This is a genomic window from Actinomadura vinacea (assembly GCF_039532545.1).
In the GTDB taxonomy this organism is placed as follows: Bacteria; Actinomycetota; Actinomycetes; order Streptosporangiales; family Streptosporangiaceae; genus Spirillospora; species Spirillospora vinacea.
Genome location: NZ_BAAARW010000004.1, coordinates 81,723 through 95,598, shown reverse-complemented (window position 1 = coordinate 95,598; position 13,876 = coordinate 81,723). Strand labels below are relative to the sequence as shown.

The following is a 13,876-nucleotide window of genomic DNA, read 5'->3' as shown; positions in this document are numbered from 1 at the left end:
TTTCCCCCACCATGACAAGATCTTGCCGTGTCTTGACCGATCAGAACAGGGAAGTTTGAGAATCCCTGGCCTTTCTTTCGCGGGTCGCCGACAGCCGGTCCTCTTGCGCCAGGTGGGTGGCCGTGCGGATGCTCCGGCTCTCCCTGCTGATCGCATGCCAGCTCCGAACATCGGGGTCCGCCTGCGGGAGCCGATCGGTCAGGAACGCGATGGTTGCCCAGAGTTGCTCGTCCTCCGGGTCACGGCCCGCCCGCATCAGGACCCGTGCCACGTCGGCGAGGTCGCCCTCTGCCCAGGCGCGCGCCATGGCGAGCACCACGTCGATCAACGCCGACCGCTCGGTCACATGAGCGTTGAACTGGCTCGCCTGAACGAACCGGCAGCCCTTGGTCGAGCGCTTCACCAGCGTCTGCAGTGACTTCATGGCGAGGCCCGAGGTGAAGCTGTGCCAGCCGAACTCGGACAGGGCGACCTGATCGCGCCGGAACAACTCGATCCACCACAGCGCGAACCTGGTCCGCTCGTCGAACAGTTCCAGCGGCACCGAGTTGATCTTCTCCAGGGCGATCTCCTGCACCGCGCGACGCGCCGTCGCCAGCAGGTCGACGAGCTCGACCGGCTCGCCGGTGTTCCTGGTGATCTTGCTGTACCGGCCCGCTATCTCCATGGCGGGGCCGGCCGAGGCCATCAGCATGTCCTGCCGGGCCAACCCGGACCGCTCCCAGAGCCGGAACCGGTCGGCGATCTCCGCTCGGATCTGGTTCTCCACCGCAGCCAGCGATCCGGGCTGCTGGTCGGACGCCGCAGGTCGGCACGACATGGTCAGAGTCGTTACCACATTGAGTGCGCCCGCGCCTGCGCCGCCTGCCTCGGTCTTAGCGGGCCAGGACGAGGTCATCACCAGCTTCGCCTGGCTGAGCGCGCTCAGCATGCGGTGCCAGACCTTCAGGTCGTTGTGGCCGAAGACGATGGTCACCACACCGTCGTTGGCGACGACCCGGCGCATCTCCGCGTAGGCGCGAGAGATCATCGAGTCGTAGTGCTGCATCGTCCGGTGGTCGTCGGCCTGGCTCCCGCCCCGCTTGACGATGATCTCCTCGTCCTTCTCCTGCACGCCGTCCGGGTGCATCGTCATTGCCAGGGACGGGTCGGCGGTGAACATCGCCCGCTTGGCCCAGACATAGAAGAGGTCGCTGGAGTCGCTGTAGTCGATCATGTCATCGTACGGCGGATCGGTGACCACGGCGGTCATCACCCCGTCCCGGTAGGGCAGCATCGTCGCGCTGCCCCGCTGGATCGATGCCGGAACGGAAGGGGAACGGGACCGAACTCCGCGGAGAACGGTCATTGTCTGTTCGGCCAGCGAGGCCCATGACCCGGGACCATCGGAGAGCCCACTCTCGAACCAGTCGTAGGCGTGGGAAATAGCGGACTGGTTGACGAAGATGTCTCCCACTTGAGCTCCGCCGGCTTTCTGGAGCCGAGCCCCGCGGGAAGATCGGCGGAGTTTCCTCATCATCGCTGCTGTGGCGAAGCCGCTGAGCGCTCGGACGTAGCTTGCGGACAGACCGGCCGCCAGGCACTCTTCTGCGAGATCATTGATGCTTCTCGCCAGGCGCACAAGCCCAAGCGTCTGGCGCGGCGGCACCAGGTCGCCATAGGTCTTGTCGCCATAGTTGACCGACTGGATCGTCCAGGTGTTGCCAGGGGGGATCGGCTCAACCGGGCAAGCGCTGAGCAGGCCGAAGGGCGGTTCCTTGCCCAGGGATTCTTCGGCCAACTCGACGGCCCGGATCTCGGCCTCGCTGGGCTCGCGGAAAACTTTGGTGCCGTCGTCGGCGATGTCGGCGGCTAGGAGCAGCGCGTCCCGGCGCAACCCCTCGGCGCTGAGCCGTGTGTGCACGACCTTGGGGTGAACGTGATTGCAGAACGGGCAGATGGCAACCCGCCCCTCGGAGGAGTACTTGCTCTTTCCCGCGAGGACCCGGGTCGGCTTTCCCTCCGGCTCACCACCGTGCGGAACGGCCTGGAACTCCCCGGTCGCGGGATCGGCGAAGATGTCGAAACTCTGGCCGTCGTCAGCGTCGCGCTTGGCAGTTCGATCACGGGGGAAACGGAGCCACAGCTCGCCGACCAGCGGGAAGCGGTTGCCGCACTCCTGGCAGGGCAGGGTCGAGGCCCAGAGGTAACCCCACGGCTGCCTGTCCTCGTGCTTCGGGTAGAACTCCGCCATGCTTTCGGTGTAGCGGCGTCCGACCTCCGCCAGGAAAGCCTCCACATCGCGTTCCAACCGGTCGCCGGTCAGCTCGTCCTGACCGTTCTCCTGGAAGGGCAACGGCGGCTCGTCATCCCAGTTCTTGAATGGGATCTCCGCCAGCAGTGCCCCGCCGAGGGCGGCGAACGGAGAGTAGTCGATGCCGTCGGCGGCGACGCCGAGCCGACCCGCTTCCAGAGGGATCATGGCGCGGCCGGAAAAGGGGTCGAGAATGCGGGTACCGCCCGGGTATTCCTCCGCCAGAGCGGCGCGGATGCGGGCGACGGGGCCATTCGCCATGGTCGCAGCACGCATGGTCTTGGCGTCCTTGATGGCCAGCATGCCGCGGACCGCGGCCTGAAGCTCCTTCTGTTCGGCTTCGTCCTCCGGCCAGGGAAGCAGGCTCGTCAGAACCGCGGCTCTGGCCTGGGCTGTGGGGCGCTTGGCGAACCAGACCCACAGGCTCGCCTCGCTGTTGCCGCTGCCCCACCCGGCCATCGACGCATCGCTCACCTCCGCGCAGGGAAACCAGCGTTCGATCATCCGGGTCATGGGTTCTCCAGTTCGGTGCCGAGCTTCGGGGAGTTGCGCAGCTTTTCGCGTGCTGACCGTAGCGTGCGGCCGGGGATGCGGGTCATGGCTTCGCCCCGGATGACATCGGCGAACACCGCAACGGGGTCGGAAAACAAGCCGTAGAGCGAGCCTCGGCCGTCGTGGCAGGACTCGACGACATACAGCAGATAGTCGTCCCGATGCTGAGCGGCCAACAGCATCTCGTCTCCGCTCATCACCAGTCCCTCGGCATCGGCCGAATGCCAGGTGCCAAGCGCGGTCACCAGATGCTGGCGCTCATCGCGCACGATGCGAAGGTCGAAGCCCCGCTCCTCGTCACGAACGTCCTCCACCTGCCAGCCGTCGCGTTCCAGCAGCGAATTGACGTGGTCGACGGCGATCGTGTCGGCCTGGCGTCGTTCCGGAGTGATGTCGTCCACGACGGGGGGAACGACGCGCAGCCGGGCGACCATCCGGAGCGGGGCGGCCTCCAACTGGCACAGCTCCTCCAGTTGGCGGAGCCGGCGCTCGGCGGATGTGGTCAGCCTGTCCCGCAAGGCGATCCGTTCCGCGCGGTCGGCGATGTCCAGGGTCAGGTCGACGGGAAGGTTGCTCAGCTCTCTCTTCGCAGCCGCGTACCAATGACGCCGCGCCTCCGTCTGTTGGCGAACCTCGGCGTTGAGTAGCCTCCGGGCCTCGCTCTCCGCCACCCTGGCCGCCACCGCGTCGGGAGGCAACGGATCGTGATCACAGGGCCTCAAGTTGGCGAGCGACTCCCAGCGCACGCGACGCGTGCGACCGGCACCGTCCACACGGATGAGGACTGACCAGGAGGTTGGAGTCCTGGAGCCAGGGGAGCGGAGGGACGTGGAGAAGGCCAGCAACTCATAAGGGATAGCCGCGGTGGGATCCTCTACGGTCGCCCCCCGATGGACGTCCGCGGCCAAATCCTCCGACGCCATGGTCACCAGTTCGGAAAAACCCCGCTCGCCGGGTTCCAGGGATATCCCCGGCGTGGGAGCCTCGCCGTGCGACGTGAACGCGCCTGTGTGGATTAGCACACGGCTTCCGCCCCCCAATGCCTTGGGGAAGGGCTTGGCCGATTCGAGCAGCATGATGTCCTCGCCGGCGGCAGTCGGGCGCGCATGAAGTACTTCGGCGGCGTCCAGCCTTCGCAGGTAGGCATTGACGATGGCGGGATTGAGCTGCTCAAGGGCGGACCGCTGGATGTGGGCGAGCCCTGCCACGACGTTGACTCCGCTCGCGAGTTCGCTCTCCTGCGCGCGCGCCGCCTCGGCGCGCCGTCGCAGGCTGGCGGAGCTGATCCGGTCCACGGCGGCGACGACCTCGCCGCGCTCCAACTCGTCATCTCCGTAGAGGGTACGCAGCCATTCCTCGTATGGGATGGCCGCGAGCTCTGCCACTAGGGAGAGGCTGTCGAACATCCGTCCGTTGAGTTGGTTGGCCGCAGAGACGAAGTTCTCCAGCAGCTTGTGCAGCGTGTCGCCTTCGCGGGTCTCGGTGGCGACCAGGTTGTACAGTTCGACGTCCCGTTTCTGGCCGACCCTGTGGATACGCCCCATGCGTTGTTCCAGCCGTACCAGGGACCAGGGGATGTCGTAGTTGATCAGAATGTGCGCGACCTGGAGGTCGATGCCTTCGTTGCCGGCGTCCGTCGACACGATGACCTGGAAGTCGCCCGACATGAACGCCGCACGTACCTCGTCACGTTCCGCGTGTGACCGGCGTCCGCTGTAGGTGCGGGCGGAGAACCCGCCTTCGGTGAGGCGGTCCACGATCCACTCGGCGGTGTCCGCGTACTCGGTGAAGATCACCGCCTGGTCCCGCCCGCCCGGAACGACGCCGTTGCCGATCAGACAGCGATCGACCAATGTCGTCCATTTGGAGGGGGTGTGCTCGGGGGCGGAGAGCAGCTTGGCGATTCGGTCGAGCAGTGGCCGGATCGCGGCTTTCTCCGCACGGGGGGAGCGGGAGTCGGCGTGGACGACGCTCGCCTCGTCCCGCGCCGCCAGATCCTCCTCGTCCGGATCCGCCTCGGCCGCCGCCTCCACCGGTGAGCGGCTGCCCATGCCCGTGAGCCGTCGTTCCAGCGTCCGCGCGAGGGCGTACAGGCTGGAGGCCGTCCGCTTGCCGTAAACCATGCGCGCCAGCGCACGGGCCTGCGCCGGGAAGAAGTCGTCGACCACGGTGAGAGCGCGGGTGTAGACCTCGAACTCCTCGGCGCTGAGAGGCACGCGGAAGTTAGCGGCCCGCCGCTTCTTGAACAAGAGGGTGGTGCCGTCGTGGTCGACTAGGTCTTCCTTCATCCGGCGCAGGAAGTGGATCGATCCGGGACGCAACGGAGTGAGTGGCTGCTTGGGGTCGTCGCCGGGATCGGGGTACACCTCCGGATCGACCAGATGGAGCAGATGCCTAAAGAACCATTCCGAGCCGCGATGCGGTGTGGCGGTCATGAGCAGGACGCGTGAGGTTCCACGTGTCAGGAGCCGCCCGACCCTGTGGAAAGATCGTGCCGTGGGGGTCAGGCGGTGCGCCTCGTCGAAGACGACCAGATCCCAGCCTGCCCGATCGGGAAGGATCGCCTCCTGGACCGCCACGTTCACGGCGGCCAACTCCAAGGACACGACCCACAGGTCGTGCCCCAACTCCAGGGCGTCCTCACGAACGGTGGAAGCTGTGATCCGCCGGAGCCCGCCACCGAAGAACCGGTCGAAGTCCGCCTGCCATTTGGACACCAGCCCGGCTGGGGCGACGACGAGCGCACGGCGCACGAACCCGAGCCTTCGCATCTCACGCAGATACAGCCCCGCCATCACGGTCTTGCCGGTTCCGGGCTCGTCGGCGAGGAGGAAACGAAGTCTCGGCTGTGGAAGCATCGCTCCGTAGACCGCGTCGTGCTGGTGGATGTAAGGCCGCAGGGGCGTAGCGGGCGGTGGGCCGACCACAGGGTCCGTCGTGGCCGCCGCCATCCAGGCCGTCCACAGGCCCGCCAGGGCTCCGCTCGACGAGCCCCGACCGTCGGTGCTGAGCACCTCGACCTGCGCGGCTTCCTCGGCGGTCAGCGTGACCTTGCTAAAGGTCTCCTCGCCCTCGGGAGCGACATAGAGGATCCAGCCGCCCGCGTCGGCTGGGCGCGCGTAGTCGACGGTCAACCAGCCGCCCGGACCGCGCGGCAGGCGTACCCGCCGTCCCGGCTCGAACAACTCCGCCACCCTCGCCTCCAGTGATCCATTTCGTGCGGTCTCACCCTATGGCTCCACAAGCCCGCTCGTCAGGCCTGCGGGAAGCAGGCATCGCAGCGTCGTCCGGGCTACTCGACAGAGCCTGTAACTCGAAGCGGATACCCCCTCACTCAGCGAGAGTTGCACCCATATCGTCTGGTCCCGTCCGGTCGGATGAATGCCCCTTACTCTGGCAGCAGAGTGCGGATGATCTCGCCAGCGAGATGTCGATGAGATGCTGCGACGAACTTTTGGCGCTGGTTCATGGCTCGCGCGATGTCGCTGAGCGAGTCGAAGCCGTGGTCGAGCTTGAGGGGCCGTCCGTTGAGGTCGAGGGCTGTTCCGCCTGCGGCGTGGAGGATGTGATGCCCGGGGGCGAGGTCCCAGATCGCGAAGCCTTTGGCGAACTCGAAGGTGGCGTCGGTGAAGCCTGCTGCGACGTGACACAGGCTCACTGATCCGAAGTCGACGCCGATGCGCCCGCGGTTCTTGCCGTTGTGGGTGGGCTGGCTGAGAGCCGTGAGGAGGGGCCGCTGCTCGGCCAGGGGGATGAAGCGTTCGGCAGGCTTCATGGAGTAGTTGGTGATCAGGGCCTCGGTGAGCGGGACGGGGCTGCGTGGACAGAGCCTATGGCGGGTGCCGTCGGCTGTGATGGCGAAAGCACTGTCACCGTCTGGGTGCAACGTCGCGAGGTAGAGCTGGACGTGGTGGAAGATGTCGCCGACCACCGACACGACGGGCCGCCTGAGGGTACGTGAGTACGCCATGACGTGGGTGTAACCGTGCAGTGCCCGGACGGCGAGCTCGCTGGTATCCAGTGGGTCGACTAGGACGCACAGGTCTGGGTCGGGGTCGTCCCCAATGACTTGTGGGTCTGCTTCCTCGGAGGCGTAGACGTAGGAGGGAATGTGCTTGCTAAGCAGTTCCCGGTAGCGTTCGTGCATCCACAGGTCGTGCGCGGATAGGAAGTTGTCGGTGTGTCTGAGGTTCTCGCTTTCGGCGTGCTCGCCCGAGAGCGCGGACTGGAGCAGCCGGGGACGGACCTCGCCGATCATCGTCTGGACCATGCCGGCGAGCTTGGCGCCGAGTTCCGGCCAAGGCATCTGGGACGGCATGACTCCTCCTTGCGTCAACGTAGTTCGAGCGGAGGCTCGATCCCTGGCGGGCTCATGGTCGCCGCGATGAAGACGGCGGCGAGATCCGCAGCGCGCATGATGCTCGCTCCGGTGAGGTCGTCAAAGCTGGTCACTTCGAGGTCGCGTCCCTTGGTCATCGCTCCGAACACCGCGAAGTAGATCTCGGCGTTGGGGTAGCGGCGGCGGATCTCTCTGGTGATGAAGCCGATGACGTCGGCGTGCTTGACCTCGAAGTCGCACAGAACGATCGTCGGGGCCTCGCGGAGCTCCGGGTAGTGCGATGCCTTGTCGAGGGAGATCTGGTCACGGTGTTTGTGGCACTTCAGGTACCCGATGGGGCAGCGGCCGAACTGAGCGGACGCAAGGAAGGTGGCCATGACGAGCCCGGCCTCGTTGATACCGAAGCAGGCGTCGGCGTCCAGGCGGCGTCCGAGGTTCTTGATCTGACGGATGAGCCGTTCGAGGCCGTAGCCGAAGGAGGGCCATGCCAGGTTGAGGAGCTGGCCGGGGTGGGGGTTGGGCAGGGAGTACACGCTGATGGCCGGGTTGCCGTATTCGACTGTTGGAACGGCGAGAGTGAAGTCCGGGCCGATGGGGTTGCTCTCTGCGGGGATGGTTCGCGTTGTCTTCGCAGCGAAGCTTGGGGCCTGGCCGTTGGGACTTGGCCCTTTCGCGATGGTGGGCGTGGCGGCGAACCGGCGGAGGGAGACCTGGTCTTCGGGAGCGAGATGTTCGTACGCCTCAGCTATCAGGTCGCTCGGCGAGATCGGTTCGTCGGCGACTCCCAACGGTCCCTGGCCGTAGGCAGACGCGAGAACCAGGAGGCTCGAGAATGAGGGCGGTGACCCTGCGGCTCGTCGTCTCGCCCATGTTTCCCAGGCGTTGATCGTGGTTCCGCCAAGGCTGGTCTGATGGTTCGTCACCTCGTTGTAGCGGACTGCGGCCTGGTCCTGGGACAGACCGCACGCGTAGCGGTGTGCCTGCAGGCTGGGAGTATCAGGGTTCCGGTTCATCAGTTCGGCGGCGGCCTCCCTGACCGAGCCGAGTTCCTGCCAGAGTTGCCTTCCGAGGCGTGCCATCTCGCGTCCGCGCGCCTGCGGACTGGCCCCGTGCCGCTTCTGGACTGCCATGTCGGGCCCTCCCGCTCGGGACGTTACCCATCTCGATGGGTAGTCGTCTGGGATTCCTAAGAACCCGCAGGTCAGCGCTGCCCAGAAATCCGATGGTCTACGGGCTTTACAGCAGGTGTCCGGACGGCTCCCCTCTGCGATCGTCATGGGCACGTTGAGGTTGACCGCTGGCCCTCGCCGGATCGTCATGTGAGAAGCCCGCTCGGCCTCGATGGCGTCCGCATCGTGAGCCACCGATAGTGAGGGATTCGGTGATGTCCCGTACCAGCCGCCACAGCCGTCGTGGCGTTGCAGACCCACCGGACAAGGCCGCGCCGCCTATTCCCAACCGCCTCGCCTCTGAGCTGCCCGCGGAGCTTGGCGAGGCACAGATGTCACAGCATCTGGAGAGCCTTCGTTCCGCCATGCACAGTCAGGCCCCGGCGGTGTACGCCCGGCTGGAGCGCAACAGCACTTCCCGACCCCGGCTGGTCGTCGGTGATACGTCTCAGCAGCGATTCGTCACGGTGACGCCGCCAATGAATCGCCTCGACACTGCCGTCTTCCGGTGGGGCCAGTGGGGAGGCAGGATCGCGCCGGTCGCAATGCCGGTAACGGCCGCTGCGGCAGTACTTGCCGCGCTCGACGCCAAGGGCGACCGGTCGTGAGCGGGACCGCTGAGCTGACTCCGCAAGTACTGGGGCGGGCGATGGACATCGCGCGTGCGGCCTACGAGGAAGCGTTGCGCCGACACGGGATGCTCGCGGGCACCATTGCGCTGATCAGCGTGTACGCGGAGGAGAACCTTGCCGAGGTCAACGGTGAGGACGACGCCGCGATCTCTTCCCCCGTGGCGGATTCGCGCCGCGCCTAAGCCCTGACCTGCAGGTGTATCAGGCGCCTGATCGATGCCCCTTCACGAGGAACTGGCCTGGTCCGGCCGAAAGCACCCCTCAGACGAGTCAGGAGGCTCGAGATGAGACGATCTTTGATCCTTGATACACACGCCAACTCTTGCTACTTCCGCACGTCGGTGGAGGAGGGAGAACGTAAGGCGCTGGTGCAGATCACCGAGCGGTGCAACCTCCACTGCGCGCACTGCTTCGTGTCCTCCACAGCTATGGGTAGTGACGTCCCGCTGGCGGACTTCACCGGCAAGGTGCTCCCGCGATTGCAAGCCGCGCGGGTCGAGCGCATCACTCTGACCGGCGGAGAGCCGTTCGTTCACCCCGAGCTGCTGCCGATCTGCCGCGCCGTCATCGAGGCGGGCCTGCCGGTGGGCGTCTGCACCAACGCCACCCGTGTCACCGAGCAGCAAATCGAGGAGTTGGCCGCCCTGGGCGGTGTGCACATCAACGTCAGCCTGGACGGATTCCGGCCTGAGTCACACGGCAAGTTTCGCGGCAGCGTCGCCTCGTTCGAGGTGACGGTGGAGACCACCCGCAAGCTCGCGGCGGCCGGCCTGCTACAAGGGTTGCTGTCGACTCCGAACGTGCTGACCGATCCCGAAGAGTTCGCGGACCTGTGCGCGTTCGCGGTCGAGGTCGGGGCCAGGTACGTCCTGATGAACCCGCTGTCATCGTTCGGACGCGGGGTCAAGTCCCAGGGTCGGCTGGCCGCCCCCGAGGAGACGATGCGGGCGATCGAGGCTGCGACAAGTCGCTTTGTCGGACAGGGGGTGGAACTGGTTCACGTCCGGTTCCCCAACGAGGACAAGCCTCTTGCCGGCTGCGACGCCGGAAGACTGATCTACGTCTTCGCCGACGGCGCGACGGCGGTCTGCCCCTATCTGGTGTTCGCCGCACGCACGCCACACTCCAAGTACGCCGACGCGGAGTTCCTGGTCGGCAACATCCTGGCAGGCGAGGTCGCCCAGGCATTGGACGGCTACGACTTGGCCGGACGCCTCGCGATGGGCAGCAACGCCACCTGCCGTTCGTGCGCGCTGAACGGCACGTGCGGCAAGGGCTGCCCGGCTGCGGTGGTGTCGCGCGGGGAACGGATCGGCGAGGTGGACGCCGAACAGTGTCCGCAGATCGACCACAAACCGCTGCTGCAGATAGGGCGGCGTCCGACGTGACCGGGGTCTTCGTGGCGATCGAGGGACCCAACGGCGTCGGGAAGTCGACGAGCGCGGGCCTGCTGGCCGCCCGGCTGGCCGAGCGCGGACACTCGGTCCACCTGACCACCGAGCCGAGCCGGACCGCCCTGGGCACCCTGATCCGCAGGACCGAAGCCGGGATGTCGGGGCGTGCGCTCGCGCTTGCGGTTGCAGCGGACCGAGCCGCCCATCTCAACGGCGAGATCGAACCCGCTCTGGCCGCCGGGAAGGTCGTCATCAGTGACCGCTACTTGCCCTCCTCGCTGGTCCTGCAACGGCTCGACGGGCTGTCCCTTCCGGAAATCTGGCGCTACAACGCCTTCGCGCCGCGCCCGTTCCTGACTCTCTACCTTGAGGAGGATCCCGCGGTCATCGCGGCTCGCTTGAAGCAGCGCCAGGTCCTCAGCAGGCTTGAGCGGGCCGGTTCACCCAGCCGTGAGCTGACCCTGTACCGCAAGGCGTACGCATTCCTGGGACGGCGCCACTGGCGGCAAGCTCGCATCGACTGCCGCGGTCTGGCGCCCGATGCAGTTGTGCAGGCCATGCTCGGCCGCATCGAACTTCTGAATCTCTGGGAAAGGAACCCCCTGTCGTGCTCTCGGTCCTGACCGTCAACCTTGGCGCGGCTGCCCGCCCACGTGCTGAAGCCATGCTGGACTGGCTGTCCGCTCGTCCCGAACAGGTGCTGCTGCTCACTGAGACCAGCGCGGGGCCTGGTACTGCCTACCTGCTGGAGCGCTTCCGCGAGGCCGGACACATGGTCATCAAGACTCCGGACGAAGGGGAGCGGGGTGCGGCCATCGTCAGTTGCGTCAAGGTCCTGGAGGATTCATCGGCGATGCTGACAGGTATCACGGTGCCCGGACGGGGCGCCGCCTGCCTGTTGGACTGCGATCCACAAGTCTTCGTGGTCGCCGTCTACGTCCCCAGCCGGGACCGCAGCCAGAGCAAGACCACCCGCAAGCAGCAGTTCATCACCTCCTTCCAGAGGGCCCTGGCCTCCTTACCGGAGGGGTTGGCGACCAATGCCCTGGTAGGGGGTGACTACAACGTCATCGGTCGCGATCACGAGCCCCGTCATCGCGGCTTCTTGCCGTTCGAGTACGGCCTCCTGGACGAGCTGGAGACCGGTGGTTACGTCGACACGTACGCGCACTTGCACCCCGGCGAGCAGGCTCACTCGTGGGTCGGTCGGACCGGCGACGGCTACCGGTACGACTACTTCCACGCGGGGCCGGCCCTCGCCGGCCGGATCGCTGACTGCGAGTATCTCCACGAGACCCGTCAGAGGAAGATCACCGACCATGCGGCGCTCACCGTCACCTTGGACGTGGTCCCGAATCTGTTGCCCACAGCGGACCCCGCCACCAGCAGCACGTTGTTCTGATCCGGCTCAGGCGAGCTGGTCCTGTGCGAGTCGCACGAGCGAGTCATAGGTGTCGGTCACCCGCTCGAGCTTGACCCCGAGGCCGTTTGCCCACGCGTCCAGTTGTGCCTGAACGGCCAGGCCGGACTCTTCGGCGGACGTCACCGTCTCGATCTCCAGGAACGGCCCAACGCTCTTGACCTCGTCCAGGCACAACGACCAACGTCCGGCCCGGCCTGTCCGGCGCTCCTTGACGATCTGGACTGTGGGCCGAAAGCCCATCTGTAGCAACGCGTCGTGCATCTGCCCGGCGTCGGCCACGATCGTTTCGGACTCCAGGCAGGCCATCTCGTTGTCCCGGGGCGTCTTCACGGTGAACAGGTGCTTGCCCCGCACAGTACGGAGACGCCCGAACGGGACGCCGCCCTTGGGCTTGCCGTAGTCCCACCAAGCCGGGGCGTACGCCTGATCCTCCTGGAGGACCGGCTCGGACAGCACGACCCCCTGAGTGGCCAGAGCCTGTACCAGTGCGTCTCGCTCTATCACGCGGTACTTGACCTCGATTTCCTGGGCTTCCACGGTCCCCCCGGTCCCCCCCCGGTCGTGACGGTTGTGGTTGAAGAAGCGTAATGGTGCCGGTGAGCTCAGGCAGGTGCTTCAGGTTCGACCGAGGGGCGGCGACTCCTGAAACGTCGAGCGGGTGCAGTTTTTTGAAGGAAGATGCGGACTTGACCTCGATTGCCGAGTCGAGCGCCAATTGGCGTCCGGTCGTCCGTTGAAACATGGGCCGATGATCGGCAGCGGACGACAAAAAAGGAGGACAACAGAAATGGGCAACACGAAATTGATCGGCGCGACGCCCAACGACTGGCTCTGGGCGTCAGAGCGGATGCGGTGGCGCCGGGTGTACGCGGGCCGGGCCGACCAGGTACGGGCGGCGCGCGAGTTCGCCGAGGCGCTGTTCACTGGCATGCCCTGCGTGGACATCGTGGCATTGGCCGTCGGGGAGCTGGCCGCCAACGCAGTCAGGCACACGCGGTCCGGTGAGGAAGCCGACGGCTGGTTCGGGCTCGAGGTCGTCTGCCACAACCCGGCCTACATCGCCGTCACCGACATGGGAGGTCACGGCATCCCGACCGTTCTGCCCGAGGGCTACGGCGGCTCGTACAGCGAGGGAGGCAGGGGACTCCGGATGCTGTACGAGCTGGCACTCATGTTCGGTGTGCACGGCAGCAGCCCCCTCGGACACACCGTCTGGGTCGACATCGACCTCAACCGCAAGCTGGAGGGGGGAACGCAGTCGCCCGCGCAACTGGTGTCGTAGGGAGGGTCCAGCCTGGACCAATCAGGCTGGGCCCTCGCGACAAGGATAGTCAGCTTGCGTGAGGCGGTTCCGTCTTCGCCCGGTATCGGGCGAAGACGGAACCGATTTTTCGGTGTTCCGTTCGGTGTTCTGTTCGAGCTTCCCTTCGGGGTGCTGTTTATGATCGGAAGGGGTCCGATTGCGTGTTCGTGCAGGTAGAGGCGCATCTGCATATTCTGTTGGCGCCCCCGATTCGTCTATATGACGACTCCTGGCAATAGTGTGGTGTGCTGGGCTTGGCCAGCGGTCGGTCCTCCGCATTGGGCCCTGATGCCTGGCCACCTGGTCCACGAGACCTGGCGCCCCTGTCGTGCGGATTGTCCGGCCAGGGGCCCTCCCGTGTGCCCCCCAACAGGGGGGCCAACCGGGGGCCCGGTTGGGGGGCCAATCGGGGGGCCAACTATGACTGGCACACTCTTCAAGTGACGTCTTTGCAGGTCAGGCGCGATCTGGATCGGCCACTGGTGCGCCCGAATACCCCTTACAGGGGTCTACAAGGGTGCACCGCAACACGAATGAAGACGTTCGGCCATCACCCCCTGGGACCCAAAGTCGACCAGTCGACCGAACTCCCTGGTCCGCCCACCGTTCGGGCCGCTGACACCGCTGAACCGACCGCTGCGATCAACTTCAAGCAGGCTGTACCACGGCCCTTCCCGCGACTTTTCGCCTTTTCGGCTGCTTCGGTCTGTCGCGCCGCAAGGAGACGCGACTTCGTGCGGCGAGGCGTCCGGACCGCGCCACCGCTTTCAT

General features: G+C 66.3%; 11 protein-coding genes. 6 read left to right on the top strand and 5 right to left on the bottom strand.

Annotated features, from left to right (window positions below; all coding sequences use genetic code 11):
* Window positions 1-40: 40 nt before the first annotated feature.
* The 4 genes from ABD340_RS06245 to ABD340_RS06230 all read right to left on the bottom strand — a co-directional run bounded on the left by ABD340_RS06245 (window position 41) and on the right by ABD340_RS06230 (window position 8,314).
* A complete protein-coding gene (locus tag ABD340_RS06245; RefSeq protein WP_344587546.1) occupies window positions 41-2,806 on the bottom strand; it encodes a hypothetical protein in 2,766 nt (921 codons plus the stop codon).
* The gene (locus tag ABD340_RS06240) at window positions 2,803-6,039 is read right to left on the bottom strand and encodes a helicase-related protein (RefSeq protein ID WP_344587545.1); all 3,237 of its coding nucleotides are present in this window, start codon (window positions 6,037-6,039) and stop codon (window positions 2,803-2,805) included. Before ABD340_RS06240 ends, ABD340_RS06245 begins: the two co-directional genes overlap by 4 nt.
* Before the next feature lie 194 nt (window positions 6,040-6,233).
* On the bottom strand, window positions 6,234-7,163 hold the full coding sequence (locus tag ABD340_RS06235) for an inositol monophosphatase family protein (protein ID WP_344587544.1): 930 nt from the start codon (window positions 7,161-7,163) through the stop codon (window positions 6,234-6,236).
* 14 nt (window positions 7,164-7,177) lie between these two features.
* Window positions 7,178-8,314, bottom strand: a complete 1,137-nt coding sequence (locus ABD340_RS06230; protein ID WP_344587542.1) for a hypothetical protein — start codon at window positions 8,312-8,314, stop codon at window positions 7,178-7,180.
* Window positions 8,315-8,568: 254 nt separating this feature from the next.
* Here ABD340_RS06230 and ABD340_RS06225 point away from each other — a divergent pair, with 254 nt between their 5' ends.
* The 5 genes from ABD340_RS06225 to ABD340_RS06205 all read left to right on the top strand — a co-directional run bounded on the left by ABD340_RS06225 (window position 8,569) and on the right by ABD340_RS06205 (window position 11,781).
* The gene (locus ABD340_RS06225; RefSeq protein WP_344587541.1) at window positions 8,569-8,961 is read left to right on the top strand and encodes a hypothetical protein; all 393 of its coding nucleotides are present in this window, start codon (window positions 8,569-8,571) and stop codon (window positions 8,959-8,961) included.
* 41 nt (window positions 8,962-9,002) lie between these two features.
* On the top strand, window positions 9,003-9,167 hold the full coding sequence (locus tag ABD340_RS06220) for a hypothetical protein (RefSeq protein WP_344587540.1): 165 nt from the start codon (window positions 9,003-9,005) through the stop codon (window positions 9,165-9,167).
* A 102-nt stretch (window positions 9,168-9,269) separates the two neighbouring features.
* A complete protein-coding gene (locus tag ABD340_RS06215; RefSeq protein ID WP_344587539.1) occupies window positions 9,270-10,373 on the top strand; it encodes a radical SAM protein in 1,104 nt (367 codons plus the stop codon).
* Complete coding sequence (tmk, locus tag ABD340_RS06210) at window positions 10,370-11,002, top strand: dTMP kinase (protein ID WP_344587538.1); 633 nt, start codon at window positions 10,370-10,372, stop codon at window positions 11,000-11,002. The genes ABD340_RS06215 and tmk overlap by 4 nt, the downstream gene beginning before the upstream one ends.
* On the top strand, window positions 10,987-11,781 hold the full coding sequence (locus tag ABD340_RS06205; RefSeq protein WP_344587537.1) for an exonuclease/endonuclease/phosphatase family protein: 795 nt from the start codon (window positions 10,987-10,989) through the stop codon (window positions 11,779-11,781). The genes tmk and ABD340_RS06205 overlap by 16 nt, the downstream gene beginning before the upstream one ends.
* Window positions 11,782-11,787: 6 nt before the next feature.
* Here ABD340_RS06205 and ABD340_RS06200 read toward each other — a convergent pair whose 3' ends face one another.
* The gene (locus tag ABD340_RS06200) at window positions 11,788-12,339 is read right to left on the bottom strand and encodes a class IV adenylate cyclase (protein ID WP_344587536.1); all 552 of its coding nucleotides are present in this window, start codon (window positions 12,337-12,339) and stop codon (window positions 11,788-11,790) included.
* A gap of 250 nt (window positions 12,340-12,589) precedes the next feature.
* Here ABD340_RS06200 and ABD340_RS06195 point away from each other — a divergent pair, with 250 nt between their 5' ends.
* On the top strand, window positions 12,590-13,084 hold the full coding sequence (locus tag ABD340_RS06195) for an ATP-binding protein (RefSeq protein ID WP_344587535.1): 495 nt from the start codon (window positions 12,590-12,592) through the stop codon (window positions 13,082-13,084).
* Window positions 13,085-13,876: the final 792 nt, after the last annotated feature.